The sequence below is a fragment of the Chitinophaga varians genome, assembly GCF_014529945.1.
GTDB lineage: Bacteria > Bacteroidota > Bacteroidia > Chitinophagales > Chitinophagaceae > Chitinophaga > Chitinophaga varians.
On sequence record NZ_JACVFB010000002.1, the window covers coordinates 99,182 to 118,877 of the forward strand.

Annotated in this window: 17 protein-coding genes; 8 read left to right on the plus strand and 9 right to left on the minus strand. The window is 49.9% G+C overall.

Annotation, left to right across the window (positions count from 1 at the left end; all coding sequences use genetic code 11):
* The first annotated feature begins 24 nt into the window (after window positions 1-24).
* The 5 genes from ICL55_RS08165 to ICL55_RS08185 all read left to right on the plus strand — a co-directional run bounded on the left by ICL55_RS08165 (window position 25) and on the right by ICL55_RS08185 (window position 5,689).
* Window positions 25-1,326: an MFS transporter gene (locus ICL55_RS08165; protein ID WP_188095910.1), complete on the plus strand. Its 1,302-nt coding sequence runs from the start codon at window positions 25-27 to the stop codon at window positions 1,324-1,326.
* Window positions 1,327-1,428: 102 nt separating this feature from the next.
* Window positions 1,429-2,268, plus strand: coding sequence for an MBL fold metallo-hydrolase (locus ICL55_RS08170; protein WP_188095912.1), 840 nt, complete (start codon window positions 1,429-1,431; stop codon window positions 2,266-2,268).
* A gap of 54 nt (window positions 2,269-2,322) precedes the next feature.
* Complete coding sequence (locus tag ICL55_RS08175) at window positions 2,323-2,703, plus strand: co-chaperone GroES (protein ID WP_223151392.1); 381 nt, start codon at window positions 2,323-2,325, stop codon at window positions 2,701-2,703.
* Window positions 2,704-2,972: 269 nt separating this feature from the next.
* On the plus strand, window positions 2,973-4,523 hold the full coding sequence (locus ICL55_RS08180; RefSeq protein ID WP_188095915.1) for a helicase HerA-like domain-containing protein: 1,551 nt from the start codon (window positions 2,973-2,975) through the stop codon (window positions 4,521-4,523).
* 119 nt (window positions 4,524-4,642) lie between these two features.
* Complete coding sequence (locus ICL55_RS08185; RefSeq protein WP_188095917.1) at window positions 4,643-5,689, plus strand: Gfo/Idh/MocA family oxidoreductase; 1,047 nt, start codon at window positions 4,643-4,645, stop codon at window positions 5,687-5,689.
* 80 nt (window positions 5,690-5,769) lie between these two features.
* Here ICL55_RS08185 and ICL55_RS08190 read toward each other — a convergent pair whose 3' ends face one another.
* Window positions 5,770-7,671, minus strand: a complete 1,902-nt coding sequence (locus tag ICL55_RS08190; RefSeq protein ID WP_188095919.1) for a RecQ family ATP-dependent DNA helicase — start codon at window positions 7,669-7,671, stop codon at window positions 5,770-5,772.
* 35 nt (window positions 7,672-7,706) lie between these two features.
* On the minus strand, window positions 7,707-9,815 hold the full coding sequence (locus tag ICL55_RS08195) for a heavy metal translocating P-type ATPase (protein WP_188095921.1): 2,109 nt from the start codon (window positions 9,813-9,815) through the stop codon (window positions 7,707-7,709).
* A gap of 131 nt (window positions 9,816-9,946) precedes the next feature.
* Between ICL55_RS08195 and tsaE the strand changes: the two genes are divergently transcribed.
* Together tsaE and ICL55_RS08205 are read left to right on the plus strand one after the other, a co-directional pair.
* Window positions 9,947-10,384 (plus strand): tRNA (adenosine(37)-N6)-threonylcarbamoyltransferase complex ATPase subunit type 1 TsaE, encoded by a 438-nt coding sequence (gene tsaE, locus ICL55_RS08200; protein WP_188095923.1) that lies wholly within the window; start codon window positions 9,947-9,949, stop codon window positions 10,382-10,384.
* Window positions 10,385-10,424: 40 nt separating this feature from the next.
* A complete protein-coding gene (locus tag ICL55_RS08205) occupies window positions 10,425-11,642 on the plus strand; it encodes an alanine dehydrogenase (protein ID WP_169222864.1) in 1,218 nt (405 codons plus the stop codon).
* Window positions 11,643-11,720: 78 nt separating this feature from the next.
* Here the strand turns inward: ICL55_RS08205 and ICL55_RS08210 are convergent, their stop codons facing one another.
* The 3 genes from ICL55_RS08210 to ICL55_RS08220 form a co-directional block, all read right to left on the minus strand.
* Window positions 11,721-12,515, minus strand: a complete 795-nt coding sequence (locus ICL55_RS08210; protein WP_188095925.1) for an undecaprenyl-diphosphate phosphatase — start codon at window positions 12,513-12,515, stop codon at window positions 11,721-11,723.
* A 79-nt stretch (window positions 12,516-12,594) separates the two neighbouring features.
* The gene (locus ICL55_RS08215) at window positions 12,595-12,876 is read right to left on the minus strand and encodes a DUF3098 domain-containing protein (protein WP_188095927.1); all 282 of its coding nucleotides are present in this window, start codon (window positions 12,874-12,876) and stop codon (window positions 12,595-12,597) included.
* A 28-nt stretch (window positions 12,877-12,904) separates the two neighbouring features.
* On the minus strand, window positions 12,905-13,777 hold the full coding sequence (locus ICL55_RS08220; RefSeq protein ID WP_188095929.1) for a cell division protein FtsX: 873 nt from the start codon (window positions 13,775-13,777) through the stop codon (window positions 12,905-12,907).
* A 263-nt stretch (window positions 13,778-14,040) separates the two neighbouring features.
* Between ICL55_RS08220 and leuS the strand changes: the two genes are divergently transcribed.
* A complete protein-coding gene (gene leuS / locus ICL55_RS08225; RefSeq protein WP_188095931.1) occupies window positions 14,041-16,806 on the plus strand; it encodes a leucine--tRNA ligase in 2,766 nt (921 codons plus the stop codon).
* A 136-nt stretch (window positions 16,807-16,942) separates the two neighbouring features.
* Here the strand turns inward: leuS and ICL55_RS08230 are convergent, their stop codons facing one another.
* The 4 genes from ICL55_RS08230 to ICL55_RS08245 are packed head-to-tail and all read right to left on the minus strand — an operon-like array spanning window position 16,943 to window position 19,673.
* Entirely contained in the window at window positions 16,943-17,194 is a 252-nt protein-coding gene (locus ICL55_RS08230; protein WP_188095933.1) for a hypothetical protein, read from the minus strand.
* Window positions 17,195-17,215: 21 nt separating this feature from the next.
* Window positions 17,216-17,482, minus strand: a complete 267-nt coding sequence (locus ICL55_RS08235; protein WP_188095936.1) for a hypothetical protein — start codon at window positions 17,480-17,482, stop codon at window positions 17,216-17,218.
* 9 nt (window positions 17,483-17,491) lie between these two features.
* Entirely contained in the window at window positions 17,492-18,898 is a 1,407-nt protein-coding gene (locus tag ICL55_RS08240; RefSeq protein ID WP_188095938.1) for a radical SAM protein, read from the minus strand.
* Window positions 18,891-19,673 carry a prolipoprotein diacylglyceryl transferase family protein gene (locus ICL55_RS08245; protein WP_188095940.1) on the minus strand — a complete coding sequence of 261 codons (783 nt, stop codon included), beginning with the start codon at window positions 19,671-19,673 and terminating at the stop codon, window positions 18,891-18,893. Before ICL55_RS08245 ends, ICL55_RS08240 begins: the two co-directional genes overlap by 8 nt.
* Window positions 19,674-19,696 lie beyond the last annotated feature (23 nt).

The following is a 19,696-nucleotide window of genomic DNA, read 5'->3' on the forward strand; positions in this document are numbered from 1 at the left end:
GCCAACTAACCGTCTTCGCGATATATGATTACTGCCGGCAAAAAAGTCCTTAACGGCTGGGCCATGTATGACTGGGCCAACTCCGTATACAATCTCGTTATCACTACTACCTTCTTTCCTATTTATTTTCTCGCCGTCACCGACGAGCACGTATCCTTTATGGGCATGCGCTTTGTCAACTCTGCCCTGTATAACTATACCATGGCAGCGGCTTTCCTGTTGGTAGCGATCGCCTCCCCCATCCTGTCATCTATTTCCGACACCCGGGGCAATAAAAAGAACTTCCTGAAATTTTTCACCATCCTGGGCTCCGTGTCATGCGCGACCCTTTTCTTCTTCACCAAAAGCACCCTCTGGCTGGGTGTGCTGGCTTTTATGCTGGCCACCATGGGCTATTGCGGCGGACTGGTGTTCTACAACTCCTATCTGCCTGAAATAGCCGCCCCGGAGGACCGTGACCGTATCAGCGCCCGTGGCTATAGCATGGGATATATCGGTAGCGTATTACTGCAACTGGTAGGCTTCGCCCTCGTGATGACCCTGCCCTTCGGACTGGATGAAGGCACGGCCGTAAGAGGCACCTTCCTCCTGGTTGGCGTATGGTGGCTGGGATTTGCCCAGATCACTTTTGCCACGCTGCCTGCCTCCAGGGCCACCGTCACCAAACACAATGCAGGAGCCATTACCGAAGGATTCAGTGAACTCCGTAAAGTATATGCACAGGTAAAAACCATGCCGGTGCTGAAACGTTTTCTGCGTGGCTTCTTCTTTTACAGCATGGGCGTGCAAACCGTAATGATGGCTGCTACCATCTTCGGCAGTAAAGTGCTGCGCCTGCCATCCGACAAGCTGATTGGCACGGTAGTGATCATCCAGGTGGTGGCTATCGCCGGCGCGTGGGGCATGGCCCGCCTTTCCGGCCTCTTCGGCAATCTTCGTGTATTGATTGGCGTTGTCATTGTATGGATCGGCATCTGCATAGCCGGCTACAAGATGCAAACCGCTACAGACTTCTATCTGCTGGCCACCGCGGTAGGTCTGGTAATGGGCGGCATACAGTCGCTCAGTCGCTCCACCTACGCTAAACTAATGCCCGAAACAAAAGATACCGCCAGCTTCTTCAGCTATTACGACGTAACGGAGAAGCTGTCCATCGTGATCGGTATGTTTTCTTTTGCTTATATTGATGATTACACGGAAAACATGCGTAATTCCGTACTGGCGCTGGTCGTATTCTTTGTGATCGGCCTTGTATGGATCATCTCCGCATTGCTGAAACAGCGGCAGCTGGCCAGTATGGAAACAGTTGATCATCTGGTCATTTAATCATTGGGTTATTTGATCATTTAAGGAGTCTTCCGTGGTCAAAACAGCTGAATAATCGAAACCCAATAGCTAAATGATAAAATAACCGAATAACTAAATGTTATGAAATTATACACCATCGAAACAGGCTTCTTCAAACTGGACGGCGGCGCCATGTTTGGCGTAGTGCCTAAAACACTATGGAACAAAACGAATCCGGCCGATGAAAACAATCTGTGTTCCTGGGCCATGCGTTGCCTGCTCATCGAAGACGGCAACCGCCTGATACTGATCGATAATGGTATCGGCGATAAACAGGACGCCAGGTTCTTCAGCCACTATTACCTCCATGGTGATGCGACGCTCGATAAATCCCTCGCTGCACACGGCTTTCACCGTAATGATATCACAGATGTGTTTTTAACACACCTCCATTTTGACCATTGCGGCGGCAGCATTGTACGCGAAGGTGATAAACTGGTGCCTGCTTTCAAAAACGCGACCTTCTGGAGCAACGAAGACCACTGGAAATGGGCGACCGTACCCAACGACCGGGAGAAAGCTTCTTTCCTGAAAGAAAATATCCTCCCTATCCAGGAGAGCGGTCAGCTGAAATTCATTGCCCATCAGGAAGGGGTGGCCTTTACCGATCATATGAGTATCCGGTTTGCCAACGGCCATACCGATGCCATGATGCTGCCACAGATCCGGTATAAAGACAAAACCATCGTATACATGGCCGATCTGCTCCCGTCTGTCGGGCATCTGCCGCTGCCTTATGTGATGGCTTACGATATGTTTCCGCTGACTACCCTGACGGAAAAGAAAAAGTTCCTGCAGGAAGCGGTAGACAACCAGTATGTGCTGTTCTTTGAGCATGACCCTGTCAATGAATGCTGTGTGCTGCAAACCACCGAAAAAGGTATCCGGGCAGGGGAAACATTTGCGCTCAGCGCGTTGTAAACTGTCAGTATGTCACAGCCCCCGGGCCTGCATCATTTTTGATCTGCACACCACATGGCTATACATATTACACCGGATAATAAACTCAAAAAACTCATCGTAGTTGGCGACCGAGTACTGATTAAGCCAACGACGCCGCATGACCGTACCAAAAGCGGACTATACCTGCCTCCCGGTGTGCAGTCAAAAGAAAAGGTACAGAAAGGATATGTGATCAAAACCGGTCCGGGTTACGCTATTCCTGTTCCTGTGGAAGACGAGGACTCCTGGAAACCGGAAGAGGACAAAGTCAAATACATCCCGTTACAGGCCAAAGAAGGCGATCTGGCCATCTTCCTGCTCAGCGGTTCTACGGAGATCGTGTATGAAGACGAGAGCTACTTCATTGTGCCACAGGGAGCCATCCTGATGCTGGAAAGAGAAGAAGACCTTTGAGCATTTAGGGATTTTGATATTTTGATATTTAGTTCCCGCCCGCTGGGCGGGATTTTTTATGGAGATTATTTGATGATAGCGAGATGAATTCTGCCAGGCGGGATTTCTATGTAGATTATTTAATTACAGCGAGATGAATTCTGCCCTCCGGGCGGGATTTTTTGTTTATATTATCGGAAGATTATATTTCCTTTCGGGCAGGCAAACTGCCATCCAACGGCAGTGATTGCACCCGGTTTTTGTTATCTTCATAAAAAACAATTTACACCATGGCCAATAAAGAAGCATTTCTGGAGTCCATTAAGAACGGCTATACATTTAAAGGCGAGCATTTCAAATTAGGATGTGCTATGCTGGATGGTGAAGTGATCAGCGGAGCTGATGTATTCCTCCCTTTGAAAACCATGAACAGACATGGTTTGATTGCCGGTGCCACCGGTACCGGTAAAACCAAAACGCTGCAGGTAATCGCCGAAGGCCTTAGCGATGCCAGCGTTCCCGTGTTACTGATGGACATCAAGGGCGACCTTAGCGGTATCGCTGCTGCCGGCACTGACAACCCCAAAATTCAGGAACGGTACCAGAAAATCGGCGGCTCCTGGTCACCCGCCGCCTACCCCTCCGAGCTGCTGTCTCTCAGCAACGAGAAAGGTGTCCGCCTGCGTGCCACCACGAGCGAATTTGGCCCCATACTACTCTCCAAAATACTGGAACTCAACGATACACAAGCCGGCCTGGTAGCCATGCTGTTTAAATATTGTGACGATAATAAATTGCCCCTGCTGGACCTGAAAGACTTCAAAAAGGTATTGCAGTTTGCTTCTGATGAAGGCAAGGCAGACCTGGAAAAAGACTATGGTAAAATATCTACTACCTCCACCGGCACTATCCTCCGTAAAGTGATAGAGCTGGAGCAACAGGGCGCTGATCTTTTCTTTGGAGAAAAATCCTTTGAAGTAGATGACCTGATGCGCATCAGCGATGATGGTCGCGGCGTAGTGTCCATCCTGCGGGTGGCCGACATTCAGGACCGTCCCAAACTCTTCTCCACCTTCATGCTCAGCCTTTTGGCAGAACTCTATGCCACGCTGCCGGAAGAGGGAGATCTCGACAAACCCAAACTGGTGATGTTCATCGATGAAGCGCACCTGATCTTCAATGAAGCCAGCGACGCGTTATTAAAGCAGATCGATACCATCATCAAACTGATACGCTCCAAAGGCGTGGGCATTTTCTTCTGTACCCAAAACCCTATGGACATCCCGGCTTCCGTGCTTGGACAACTGGGCCTCAAAGTACAACACGCCCTGCGCGCCTTTACCGCCAATGATCGTAAAACCATCAAACAGACCGCGGAAAACTATCCGTTGTCTGATTTCTATAAAACGGACGACCTGCTCACGCAGATAGGTATTGGCGAAGCGCTGATCACCTGCCTCAACGAAAAAGGCGTACCCACGCCGCTGGCCGCTACGATGCTGGTATCGCCACGCTCCCGTATGGACGTGCTCACCGATGCGGAAATAGACACCCTTGTCAACAATTCCAAAATGGTGAAAAAGTACGCCGAAACCATCGACAGCGAAAGCGCCTACGAGATACTGACCGCCAAATTGCAGGAGGCAGCCGAAAAAACAGCCGCAGCCGCCAGTTCCGGCTCATCTGGTTCCGGTAAACAGAAAGAAGAGAAAAGCCTGCTCGAACAGGTAATGGGCAGCTCCGCCATGCGACAAGCTGGTCGTACAGCCGCCAGCGTTATCACCCGCAGCCTGCTGGGCGCGCTGGGCCTCGGCGGCAGAAGCAAGAAGTCATTTTTCTAAGCGCAATAACAGCCGGTGATGATTTTACGGAGAAAGGATTTGTGCGAAAAAACTGATCGTTTTTTTATACTTTAATCCGGATAATACTAACCGGCTGCACGCCGATTTAAACGATAATTATGAGTAAAGTGATCAAAACGGGCATCTGCTCCTTCGGCATGTCCGGACAAATTTTCCATGCGCCTTTTATATATGTGAATCCGGGCTTTGAATTTACAGCCGTGGTAGAACGCAGCAAGGACCTGGCCAGACAAAGATATCCTAACGTAAAAGTATATACGTCTGTTGCCGACATGCTGGCGGATAAAGAGCTGGAACTGATTGTGGTGAATACTCCCAACTACACCCACTTTGAATATGTGAAAGCTGCGCTGGAAGCAGGTAAAAACGTGATCGTGGAAAAACCGTTCACCGTTACCACCGCTGAAGCCGAAGCACTCATCGCACTGGCGAAAGAGAAAAAACTGCTGCTCAGCGTATATCACAACCGCCGCTATGACAGCGACTTTAAAATCGTCCGTAAAGTACTCAACGAAGGCCTGCTCGGCGATGTGCTGGAAGCTGAAATTCACTACGACCGCTTCAAGGAAGAACTGAGCTATAAAAAACATAAAGAAGTAGCGAATCCCGGCACCGGCAGCCTCTATGATCTCGGTTCCCACCTGATAGATCAGGCACTACAACTGTTCGGATTTCCAAAATCCGTCTGGGCAGATATCCGGATCATCCGCAAAGACTCCGTGGTAGATGACTACTTTGAACTGGTACTCTTCTACGACACGCTGCGTGTACGCCTTAAATGCAGCTACCTCATCAGAGAAGCACTGCCTTCCTATCAGATCCATGGCCGCATCGGCTCCTTCATCAAAACAAAATCCGACATACAGGAAGCACAACTGCAAAGAGGTCTGTTGCCCAACAGTCCGGACTGGGGCGCCGAAGCACCGCACGAATGGGGACTGCTCCATACCACCGTCGACGGCAAAACAGTAAAACAATACCTGCCCGGCACCAGCGGCAACTACATGGACTACTATCAGGGCATCTATGAGGCCATCGCTAACAATGCGCCTAACCCGGTAGATCCGAAAGATGCAGAAAATGTGATCAGAATTATTGAAGCAGCCTTCCAGAGCAGTAAAGAAGGCCGTGTGATTTCATTGTAATATTTCGTCATTTGGTTATTTGATTATTTGCGGATGCCCGGGCATACCTCAAATAATCAAATAACCAAATGCTTAAATCCCTATATACATAGTTTTCCTTCCTCATCGCGGCGCAGCAGCCCTTCTTCATTCATGAACTGCAATACCGCCATCAGATCGCTCCTGCGGATATCAGGCAGCTGCTGATGCAGCTCTGCAAACAGCAGCGGTTTATCTTTCAATATCAGGGAAACGTTATCGGCTATACGTTTAAATGACGACGCGTCCGGCGGTGATGATTTTTTCTTCAGACAGACATCGCAGATACCACAAGGCGCTGCGTCTTTTTCTCCAAAGTAAGCCACCAGCTGCTGTGTGCGGCAGGTATCACCGTGACGGGCATACGCAAACATAGCGGCAAGCCGGTCGGCATAAACTTTCTTGCGCACTTCCACCCGCGCCATATTAATACGCAGGTTGGATGCCGATACCCTTTCCTGTAAGAAACAGAGCTGAGGCTCATCCCGCCGGGCGTGATAGTGAATAATGCCGTATTGATGCAGTTGCTGCAATAAAGCAGCGATGTCATCGTCCTCCATATACATGATCCTGCCTATCTGTCTTTCGTATATCGGCACAGCATGATCAAAAATACCTTCATAGGTGCGCAACAACACCTTGATGATCTCCTCCAGCGCGGGATACGCGTTTTCAAAAGCATACAGGGATTCCTTATTGGTCACGAATTCCACCCGCGAAGGAAGGAACACGCTTTCGCTCAGTTGCAGCACCTCTTCCTGTTCCAGCAGTTTGATAGCGCTGTATACCATCGTCAGGTTGAGCTGGAAGGTGCGGGCGAAATCATTGATATCAAAATCAAAATAAACGCCTTCCGCGCTTCCTACCGGTACCTGTAAATAGTTGACAACGCATTGATACACTTCCCGCACCTGCTCCAGCGTGGGAAACTGCAGGGCAATGCGTTCCTGCATTTCCGCCAGTTCTTCTTCATTGTACAGCAGTACGGCATACGCCTTTTGTTCATCCCTGCCTGCGCGGCCGGCTTCCTGATAGTAGGCTTCCAGACCGTCGGGCATGTCGTAATGCACTACTATTCGTACATCCGGCTTGTCGATGCCCATGCCGAAAGCATTGGTACAGACCATCACCCGGTTTTCGTTATTGATCCATGCTTCCTGGCGGGCAGCCCTTTCGGCCTGTGGCAGGCCGGCGTGGTAATAGCTGGCAGATATGCCCTGTAGTTGCAACAGGTCGGCTATTTCTTTGGTCCGCTTGCGGTTACGGCAATACACGATGCCGCAGCCGGGCACGCGGTCCAGTATATGTTTTACTTTATCGATTTTAGTGGCTTCTTCCAGCACACTATAAGAGAGATTAGCGCGGGTAAAGCTTTTGGTAAACACCTTAGCTTCCTTCATCAGGAGCTTATCGCAGATGTCTGTCTGCACCCTGGGCGTGGCAGATGCGGTGAGCGCCAGTACCGGCGCCTCCGGAAAGTAGCTGCGGATATCGGCTATCTTCAGATAAGCCGGACGGAAATCGTATCCCCACTGGGAAATACAATGCGCTTCGTCTACCGCGATCAGGTTCACCGGCAGACCGTCGCAATATGTCTGAAACAATTTGCTTTGCAGTCGTTCCGGCGATACGTACAGGAACTTACATCCTCCTCTGCGGGCGGCTTCCAGCACACGTTCCACATCTTTATACAACATACCGGAATAGATGGAGTACGCCGTGATGCCTTTCTTTTTGAGGTTGGCCACCTGGTCTTTCATCAGTGCGATCAACGGCGTGATCACGAGGCACAGCCCCGGTTTCATCATGGCGGGCACCTGGAAACAGATGGACTTACCGCCGCCGGTAGGCAGCAGCGCCAGTGTATCCTGGCCTGCCAGGATACTGTTGATAATATCTTCCTGTAATGTACGGAACTGGTGATAACCCCAGTATTGCTGCAATATGGCTACGGGTGTACTCAAATCTTTCGCTGAATAGTGCGTTCGCAATTTACTATTTAGGACGCACTTACCACCCGTTTATACCGCAACCGGACAGAATTGATGGCCAACACCACATCAGAGAGGCCCATCACACCCGCGCCCACAATAGGATTGAGCAATCCGAGAGCAGCCACCGGAATGGCCACCACATTGTAAACAAAGGCCCAGAAAAGATTTTGTTTGATGGTCAGGTAGGTATGTTTCCCCAGTCCCAGCGCCAGCGGCAGCGAGCCAAGGTTATTATTGAGCAGTACTACGTTAGCGCTCTGCATGGCCACCTGTGTGGCATCGCTGAGAGAGATACCGATGGTGGCTTTGGAAAGCGCAGGGGCATCATTGATACCGTCGCCCACCATGGCGGTAGGAGATTGCTGCATGAAACGGTCGATCTGCTCCAATTTCTGTTGCGGCGACTGTTCTGCATATACCTCCGTGATACCCAGTGCAGCAGCCAGTTCCCGGCATTTGCGGGAGGTGTCGCCGCTGAGCAGCACCGGCTGAATACCGGAAGCTTTCAGTTGTTGAATCACGGTAGCTGCTTCGGGGCGTATCTCATCGGTGAAATCGAGCCACCCCATGAGTGCACCGTTGCATATCAGGTAAAGATTATGACTGTCGTCGGCTGTAAGTCCTGCTGCCATGCGGAAAGAGCCCAGCTCCCATTCGTTGCCTTCTTTGTCTTTGGCGCGCATGCCCAGTCCTTTATGCTCACGGACCTGTTGCAATGGCACTTCTCCTGCCGGTTTCCACATCGCGGCCACTGACCGGGCGATGGGATGGGAAGAGTATTTCTCCAGGCTGTAAACGATCTTACGGAAAGCCATGTCTTCCATCGTGGTATGATAGTGACGAAGGGTCAGCTTACCGGTGGTCAGTGTCCCTGTTTTATCGAATACGACCCGTTTGATATCTTTAAAGAGTTCCAGGGTATGTCCTCCTTTGATCAGGATACCGTTGCGGGCAGCACGTCCCAGCCCGACCATGACCGCTGCCGGCGTGGCCAGTCCCATCGCACAGGGACAGGCTATTACCAGTACGGCGATGCTGCGCATCATGGCAGTACCGAAGGTGGTATGACCGATAAAATACCATCCCAGGAAAGTGACAATGGCGATGCTCAGTACCATCGGTACAAAGATGGCGCTGATACGGTCGGCCAGCCGCTGCATAGGCGGCTTATCGCTCTGGGCCTGTTTTACCAGTTCTATGATATATGACAGCACGGTATCCTTACCGGTAGCGGTGATGTATACTTTGATGCTTCCGTCTTCCAGGATGGTGCCGCCAATTACCTTGTCTTTTTCTTTTTTGCTGACAGGATCACTTTCCCCGGTGATCATGGATTCGTTGATATGACCGCTCCCCCAGTAGATAGTGCCGTCCATGGGTATTTTATCACCGGTGTTGACCAGCACACAGTCGCCCGGACGGAGCGTCCGGTTATCTACTTCGTGGATATGTTCATGTCCGTGGTCGGTATTGATCAGGCGGGCCATGGTGACCTGCATGCGGGCCAGTTCCGTGATGGCGGTAGTGGTTTGTTTAACAGATTTTTCCTCCAGCAGGTTACCCAGGAATACGAGGGTGATAATAGCCGCTGTGGTTTCGAAGAACAGATAATCCGGGTTACCATTGATCAATGCGCCGATAACGCTGTAGATGAAAGCCGCTGAAGCGCCGAGGGTTACCAGCACGTCCATATTGGCCATACGGTTCATCAGGGAGCGGACGGCGCTCTTGCCAAAATGCCACAGTCCGGTGATAAATACCGGGAGTGTAAGCCAGCACTGTGTCCAGGGGTTGTGCAGCCAGTGCCAGTCGACCCACATGTGCAGCAGCAGTGGCAGTGTAAATATTAAGCAAAAGAAAAATTTAAAGGTCAGGGTTTGGTAAACCGGTACTTTAGCCGGTGCCTGGTCGGGCAATACCACGCGGAAACCGAGATCGTTGATACCGTTCAGCACTTCCGCCGAATCGGCGCCGGCGGGAGCGGTGAAACTCACCTCTTCCGTAGCAAAGCTGACATTGATATTTGCCATGCCTTTTTTCTCCAGGTATCGGGACACACTGAGCGCACAATTGGTGCAGTGCATGCCTTCCACCTTACAACTTACTGATGTCATGGTGTTTCCTTTTTTCCGGGTACAAAATTACCCCATGACGCGCTAAGCCGGTCAATTATTAATGCAACAGCGTATAGATTTAACATATCCCTGCAGCCTCCAAAAACAGCTATAAATCGCTACATTTGCTTATGCAATGGACATTTACGCTGGAACAGCTGCCGGACGTAGCCGGTGCTTTCTGGAATTATTTTGGCGATAAGCAGGTATTTACGCTCAATGGACCCATGGGTGCCGGTAAAACCACGATGATCAAAGCTTTATGCGCGGCCAAAGGCGTAGGCGACGCCACCGCGAGCCCTACTTTTTCCATTATCAATGAATACGGTTACCTGGACCCACAGGGGAAACCGCGCCGCATCTATCATTTGGACCTCTACCGGCTAAAAGATGAAAACGACGCTATCAGTGCCGGAGTAGAAGACACGCTCTACCAGGACGCCATCAGTTTTGTGGAATGGCCCGACGTAATAGCCCCTCTCCTGCCACCGGATACCATTCACCTGCAATTGGAGGTGTTACCCGACCAAAAAAGGGTGCTGCGCGAAATTTCCGCATCTGACAAATAGTGTATCTTTACAAATACAGAAAAACAACATTGACCGTTTTATGGAGCAAAGGCAAAAACCTGTAGTGAGTGCTGGCTTTACTTATTCACCACTGGAAGAAACGCTGGATATCCCACAAAAAAATTCCCGTTTATTCATCGGTATACCCAAAGAAACCTCCTTCCAGGAAAACCGTATTGCCCTGACGCCTGACGCGGTAAGCATCCTGGCTGCACACGGACATCACATCGTGGTGGAACATAAAGCCGGCGACGGTTCCCACTATTATGACACCGACTACTCAGAAGCCGGCGCTGAAATCGTTTACGATAAAAAGGAAGTTTTTAAGGCGGAGATCATCGTTAAATCAGCTCCGCTGAATGATGAGGAAATAGAGCTGCTACATCCCCACCAGATCGTTATCTCTCCCATCCACCTGGCCGCGCTGAAAGCGCCACAGGTGCAGAAAATGATGGACAAACGTATCACCCTGCTGTCTTTTGAAAATCTGAAAGATGATGCAGGCACCTACCCCATCGTCAGAGCGATGAGTGAAATTGCCGGTGGCGCCGTGATGCTCATTGCCGGTCAATACCTGAGCAATGGCAACAAAGGCAAGGGTATCCTGCTGGGTGGTATTACCGGCATCCCCCCTACCAAGGTGGTGATCATCGGAGCGGGCATTGTAGGTGAATTTGCCGCCCGTACCGCTATGGCGCTGGGCGCTTCGGTAAAAGTCTTCGACAACAATATCTATAAGCTGAAAAGGCTGCAAAACAATATCGGCGTACGGGTATTTACCTCCGTTATACAGCCAAAAGTGCTGGCCGAACAATTACGCAATGCCGACGTGGCCGTGGGCGCCCTCTCCTCCCAGAGCGGCCGCACCCCCATCGTTGTGACCGAAGCCATGGTCAGCAACATGAAAGCCGGCTCCGTTATCGTAGATGTGAGCATAGACCGCGGCGGCTGTTTCGAAACATCCGAAATCACCAGCCACGAAAATCCCGTTTTCAAGAAATATGACGTGGTACACTACTGTGTGCCCAATATCCCCTCCGGCTTCGCCCGTACCGCCTCCGAAGCGATCAGCAACGTGTTGATGCCGCTGCTGGTGGAAGCAGCCGATGACGGCGGCTTTGAAAACCTGGTATGGATCAAGCGGGGCGTAAGAAACGGTATCTATCTGTACAAAGGCGCGCTGACCAATTACCATCTCAGCGAAAAATTCAAACTTAAATATACGGACCTGGAGCTGCTGCTCGCAGTGAAAGGATAGCCGCTCCCCTGATAAAAGATAAAAGCGAAGCGCCGATGATACTGTATCATCGGCGCTTCGCTTTATCTTAAACCGGGATTATAACTTTTTCCCCATCAGGATAGCGATAATAATGATGCCGCCAACGATGATACGGTAGTAGCCCCACATCTTGAAACCATATTTTTTGAGGGCGCCGATAAAGAATCTGATAGCCAGCATAGCCACCACAAAAGCGACGATATTACCTACCAGCAGCAGCTTCAGGTTTTCCGGATGCGCCATCAGCAATTCTCTGCCTTTGAGCAGTTTATACCCCGTGGCCGCCGCCATGGTAGGCACCGCCAGGAAGAAGGAGAATTCGGCCGCTTCGCTGCGGGTAAGCTTCTGCTGCATACCCCCGATGATGGAGGCTGCGCTGCGGCTTACGCCCGGAATCAGCGCCAGGCACTGGAAAAAACCGATGCGCAGGGCGGAGAAAATACTGATCTTCTCGTCGGAGTCGATCACCGGATTGCGGAACCAGTTGTCCACAAACAGTAACACGATACCACCCAGGAACAGGGTGACGCCCACCGTCAGCGGACTTTCCAGCAGCTCGTCTATTTTATCGCTGAAGAGGTACCCCGCAATCAATGCAGGAATCACCGCCACAGCCAGTTTGAGGTAAAATTGAAATCTGTTTTTATCGAAAACAAGGAATTTACGCCAGTATAATACCACTACGGCCAGAATGGCCCCCAGTTGTATCACCACTTCAAACAGCTTGGTAAAATCATCTTTGTTAATACCCAACAGGGAGCTTACAATAATCATATGCCCTGTGGACGAAATGGGCAGAAACTCAGTCAGCCCTTCCACAATGGCGATAATGATGGCATGGAAGAAGTTCATTAAAATCAAGTATGGTTAAAAAGTGATAAAAAAAGCGATGAGGGCATCATCGCTGTTATAATATGATTGTTGGCTCAAATTACTCTTTTGTTTTTGGACGGGCCATGATGGCATATACTTCTATCAGCAGGCCCAGTACGATCACGATGGGCGCCAGGGTGATACGACGGAAGCTGTACACCTCGTCCAGATCGAATTTATTGGGGTCGTTGCTGTTTCCACCCATCATGAGGAGGAATCCGATAACAACTACCACAATACCCGCCATCATGTACTTATAGTTTTCTTTAGGAAAGATAGGCCGGCTGTCGGTCACCTGGGTATCTTTTGTCACAGTTGATCTGAGCGTTTCTTTAGCCATAGTATTTATTTGTTAAGATGATGTTGTATTAATAAAGATCGTCCAGTTTCAGCCGCAGGTATTTCATGACCGAGCGGTGGGTACTGAACAGGGAGATAGCGATGCCCACGACAATCATGCCCAGGAAAAGCAGGGAGATCATCACGTTATCACGTAAGCCATTCAGCTCCGGCAGCGCCTTATCGGCAAATGACAGGATGCCTATGAGGCCGGCAATGGCAATGAGCGCACTGATAGCTCCGTTGGCAACACTGCGAAGGTCGAATGGTTTGGCGATAAACCAGCGGGTAGCGCCTACCATCTGCATCGTCTTGATCAGGAAACGATTACTGAACATCGCCAGCCGGATGGTATTATCGATCAGGAAGATGACCACCAGCGCCAGCAGGCAGCTGATAATCAGGATCACCATCCCTATTTTATTGACGTTTTCATTCAGTTTCTGCACCAGGCTGCGCTGATAGGATATCTCGCGGACGATGTTCTGTTGCGTGAGATTGTTTTCAATGACTTTCAGGCTGTCTGTATTGACATAGCCGGCGTTAGCCTTGATATTGATGCTGGCATACAGTGGATTGTACTGTAGCAGCTGGATGAAATCCTCACCGAAGTCCTTTTTAAAGCGCTCGGCAGCCACGTCTTTCGATACGTATTCAATGGATTTGATATACGGTTTATGAGCAATGGAATCGCGCAGGGCCAGTGCCTGGTTCTCTTTCACATTATCTCTCAGAATCACCTGAATTTCAATATTTTCCTTGAAATACTTGCTGAGTTTGCTGGCATGAATGACCACCAGCCCCAGTGTACCCAGTGAAAATAATACCAGCGCTACCCCAATGATGGAGTAGATATAGGACGGTTTGGATTTTTTTGCTGATGATTTCCCGGATTGCGCCATTAATCTTGCAGTTTATCGGCGAAAATAATAAAAATTAGTAGTTATGTGTTTAATTTTGCCAGTCCAACCTGTCACTGGCAGCAATATATGTTAAGAAAACGGCAATATATAAAGATGTTGGGGGATGTCATTGCTGTATTAATATTTTTAACATTATTTTGCCGAAACGGCATCATCCGATTTTAAATTTATAACTGATAACGCGGTAAAGCCCGGATGTATTGTTTATACCCCGGTCGATTATCGTTCATCTACATTGAGATATGGAATACAATTTCAGGGCAATCGAAAAGAAATGGCAACAGCAATGGAAGGAGTCCCACGCTTATAAGGTAAGCAATGACAGCCCCAAGCCCAAATGTTATGTGCTGGACATGTTCCCCTACCCTTCCGGGGCAGGTCTGCATGTTGGCCACCCGCTGGGTTATATTGCAACGGACATCTATTCACGCTATAAAAGGCTAAAAGGCTTTAACGTGCTGCATCCTATGGGATACGACGCCTTCGGCCTGCCAGCGGAGCAATATGCCCTGGAAACCGGTCAGCACCCTGCTGTAACCACCGCCCAGAATATCAAAGCGTTCCGGGAGCAGCTGGACAATATCGGCTTTTGTTATGACTGGGACCGCGAGGTAAACACCAGCGACCCGTCTTACTATAAATGGACCCAATGGATTTTCCTGCAGCTGTTTGAGAGCTGGTACAACCGTATCACCGCGAAAGCAGCGCCCATCAGCACCCTGACAGCCATCTTCGAACAGGAAGGCAACAGCCGTCATGCCTGCCCGGGTGACCGTCAGCGCACCTTCACCGCTGCTGAATGGAAAAACTACTCCGAAAAAGAACAACGGGAAGTGCTGATGCAATACCGCCTCGCCTTCCTCGACTACGCCGAAGTGAACTGGTGCGCTGCCCTGGGCACCGTACTGGCCAACGATGAGGTGATCAACGGCGTGAGTGAACGCGGTGGCTTCCCCGTCGTAAAAAAGAAAATGCGCCAGTGGTTCCTGCGCATCACTGAATATGCCGACCGCCTGCTCACCGGCCTCGAAACGGTTCAATTTAGCGATGCCATGAAGGAAATGCAGCGTAACTGGATCGGTAAGAGCCAGGGTGCCGAAGTGACCTTCTCCGTAAAAGGCTCCGACCATACCATCGAAGTATATACCACCCGCCCGGACACCATCTTCGGTGTGGACTTCGTGGTGATCGCTCCGGAACATGAGCTGATACAACAGATCACGTCCCCGGCACAAAAAGCCGAGGTCGAAAAATACCTCGAATACGTACAAAGCCGTTCCGAAAGGGAACGTATGGCAGACGTGAAACAAATCACCGGCTGCTTTACCGGTGCTTATGCCATCAACCCGCTCAATGGCCGTGAAATACCGGTATGGACCGCGGAATACGTGCTGGCCGGCTATGGCACCGGCGCCGTAATGGCCGTTCCCTGCGGCGACCAGCGCGACTTTAGCTTCGCCCGCCACTTCAACATCCCCATTACCAACATCATCGGGGATGCCTTCAATGGTGAAGAAGCCAATCCCACCAAAGACGCCCAACTGCAAAACAGCGGCTTCCTCGATGGCATGGACATGAAACCTGCCATGGACGCGGTGATCAACAAACTGGAGGAAATGCAGATCGGCAAGCGCCAGATCAACTTTAAAATGCGTGACGCCGGTTTCAGCCGCCAACGTTACTGGGGCGAGCCCTTCCCGATCGTATTCAAAGACGGAGTGGCCTACCCGCTGGACGAAAAAGACCTCCCGCTGGAACTCCCGCACGTAGACCAATACAAACCCGGAGAAGAAGGTGAAGGCCCGCTGGCCAATATCACCGACTGGGTAAACGTAGCGCCAGACGTAAAACGCGAAACCAACACCATGCCTGGCTACGCCGGCAGCAGCTGGTACTTCCTGCGTTATATGGACCCACACAACAACGCCACCTTCGCCGACCGTAAAGCCACCGATTATTGGAATCAGGTGGACGTATACGTAGGCGGCACGGAGCATGCCGTAGGGCACCTGCTCTACTCCCGCATGTGGACCAAAGCGCTCTATGACCTGGGCCACATCGGATTCGACGAGCCATTCAAGTCACTGATCAATCAGGGTATGATTGGCGGTAGCTCCAGACTGGTATATCGCATCCGCGGCACCCAACAGTTCGTTTCCCATGGCCTGAAAGACCAGTACGAAACAGATCCGCTGCACGTAGACGTAAACATCGTAGACGGCCTGGAACTGGACCTGGAAGCCTTCAAAAAATGGAAAGCCGATTACGCTGACGCCACCTTCATCCTGGAAGATGGGAAATACATCTGCGGCGTACTGCTGGAAAAAATGAGTAAACGCCTCTTTAATACTGTCAACCCGAACGATCTGGTAAATAAATTCGGCGCCGATACCTTCCGCATGTACGAGATGTTCCTCGGACCTGTAGAACAGTCCAAACCATGGGACACCAAAGGCATTGAAGGGGTACACCGTTTCCTGAAGAAGCTGTGGCGCCTGTTCGTTGATGAAAACAAAGGCCTCATCGTTACCAACGATGCCGCTACACCGGAAGAACTGAAAATATTGCACAAAACCATCAACAAAATTGATGGTGATACCAACAGTTTCTCTTATAATACCGCTGTCAGCCAGTTTATGATTTGCGTGAACGAACTGGCCACGATGAAATGCAACAAACGCGCGGTACTGGAGCCAGTGCTGATATTGCTCACTCCTTATGCACCACACTTCGCGGAAGAACTGTGGCATATGTTAGGCAATACCACCAGCATTTTGGACGCTGCCTATCCGGTGTATGACGAAAGCTATACCAAAGAAAGCACGTTCAACTACCCGATTGCGGTAAACGGTAAAACCCGTACTGAAATGGGCCTCCCGCTGGACGCAGACAACAGCACCCTCGAAAAAGAAGTGCTGGCCAGCGAAGTGGTACAGAAATGGCTCGATGGTAAACAACCGAAAAAAGTCATCATCGTAAAAGGCAGAATGATCAATGTGGTCATATAATATTTAGGGATTTTCTGATGTACGATTTTTTGATTTTCGTAGATAGATAAAAGCGAAGACCAAAGCGAGTTTTACCACGCGCTTTGGTCTTCGCTCTTTTATTTGCAAAATCAAAAAATCCTACATCCAAAAATCCTCAGATCAATATCCATCCGGTGATAAACGCCACCAGCATAATGATAAACCCTGATAATAACAATGCCAGCCCTTCTTCCCGGTCTTCCGATATGAGCAGCATCACGCCTACAATACCATAAGCCAATACCAGCAAACCCAGCAGTATGCCTGCCGGTTCCAGGTTATCTCCTCTGCCAATACCTAACGCAGTGAGAAAAATCAGCAGTGGTATTATTGTAAGGTAACCGGTTTTCCACCAGAAGTTGCGCATAAGCATCGTTTTTAAACATCGCTAATGAAGCCCTGCCATGATAAGTCCGCAGGTAGACAAACCCACCACCATAATAATACCGGCAGCCAATACCATGGCTTTACCTGCTTCTGCGCCAGCCTTGGAGAATATCGCCAGAATACAGCCTACGACCAGATACGAAGGTACCACCAATAACAGCAGCAAGCCTGCGCCCACAATCCCCTCATCACCCGTAATAGCCATCACTAAAGCAATTGATAGCGGTATACCCAACAACCACAACAGCTTTTGAACAAAAGGTTTCATATATAACGTTTATGACTGAACGGATGCTCTTTCTTCCTGTAATGTTTTCAAATATGCTTCTTTATCATCTCTATAAAACAGGTTCATGGTCTCAAACGGAATGATCCTGCCATCTTTATGTACAATATGCACACAGGATTTTTTGATAGCGCGTACATCAAAGTCATACGCATCAATAAACCGCATGATCACAATCCGGAAAAGATTGTTGTAATCCAGTCCGGGCGCCTGTACCTGTGGCAGGCAACACAATAAAGACTGCATATCACAGGCCGCCGCATCAGTGGAAATACCGGTACTGAAAATTTTCAGTACGTGCTGATGCAGTTTTTCATCCTGTTCATATACGATGGTGTTTTTACTATTGTTCAGCAGCACGGCCGGATCTACAAAACGGGTGAGCGGGAATACTTTCCCGTCTATTTTCAGCGCGTAGGCCATGGCCAGTGCATCCGGATTACAAGGCACCGGAATAATATCATGCGCATTGAAGATGGGTGACTGCTCCAGTATACGCTGACGTACTTCCGTCAGCGTTATACGGTCGGTAGCCGGATCAAAATCATCCGTACGACCCGCCACCTGTACCGGTTGAAAGGTAACCCCTCTCACACACGGTTGCTGCAGGGCATATTCAATGATACTACCCATTTCATCTTCATTGACACCACGTTGTAACGTTACCACCAGCGTAGTGCTGAGATTTACCTCATTCAGGTTTTCCAGCGCCTGTTTCCTGATATCGGTCAGATCTTTTCCCCGCATACGTTCCAGCGCTTCCGGCCGGAAAGAATCGAACTGCAGGTATACTTCGAAATCAGGCATATAGGTAGCCAGGCGGGCAGTAAATTCTTTATCTTTCGCAATCCGTACACCGTTGGTATTGATCATCAGATGGCGGATAGGCTTACGTTTGGCGATATCAAGTATTTCGAAGAACTGCGGATGAATTGTCGGTTCGCCGCCACTGAGCTGGATCACGTCGGGCTGCCCTTCGTTGGCCACCACAATGTCCAGCATCTGTTCTATCTCTTCCAGCGTGCGGTGCCGTCCGTAATGAGGCGAAGACATGGCATAACAGGTAGGACAGGTGAGGTTGCAACGATCGGTCACCTCTATCACGGAAAGGCAGGAATGCTGCTCATGGTCCTGGCAAAGCCCGCAGTCATACGGACAGCCATAATGTGTACGGGTATTGGTTTTGAGCGGTGCTTCCGATGGTTTGTTATAGTTGCGGGTGTTTTTATAATAGTCGATGTCTGTAGCGATGAGCACTTTTTCTCTTCCGTGTGTGGGACAGTTTTTCACCATAAACACCTTGTTATCTTCAAATATAACTTTCGCGTCTACACGTCGCAGACAGGTGCTACAGATACTTACCGTAAAGTCGTAGTACGTATAATTTTTCTCAGGCATATTGTTTCTCAATTAATCGTGATGGGAAAATAATAACGGGCGCGTAATAAATCAGTGCGGCCAGACAGGCCAGTTGTATGGAGCCAAGGCCAAAAGCGAACCGATAGCCTGGCTTGATAAAATCGAGTAAAAACCGAAACAATAAATATCCGATCATGAATAGTTGAAAGCGGGCGCCGCTAACCAGCGTGTAACGCCGGCTGATCATACGCAGGAGCTGCCATAGCAGCAACAGGAACACAATTTCATACAAAGCCACCGGGTGCCGTAGCAGGCCATCTCCCAAATTCATCCCCCAGGGCAAGGTAGTAGGCACACCGTAGGTTTCTTCATACACTCCCATGCTGAAACAGCCAATACGGCCGATGATCATGGCCAATATCAGCGGATAGGTAAACAGGTCGCCGGTCGACTGTCGTTCTCCTACCAGCTTTTTAATGGTTTCCACCCCTATCAATCCGCCTACCAGTCCACCTACAATGGTTTTATTCTGGTAGATATATAGCAACGCGTTATCTGCATGCAACAGCGCGGGCGGGTTCTCCAGTGCCCCCAGCAGACGGCTGCCCAGCAAAGCGCCGAAGGTAGCGCCAATAACAGCCCAGATGCGGTTGTTACTATCTACCCGATCGCCCTGGCGGCGCCGCAGGAAAAGGAAATACCGGAAACCGATGAACATACCCAGCGTTTCCGTTATCACATGCAACGGAAGATGAAGAGAAGCAACAGACACATAGACAGGATACACCACGGGGTAACTGATTATTTTATACACAAATTAATATTTATATTTAGATG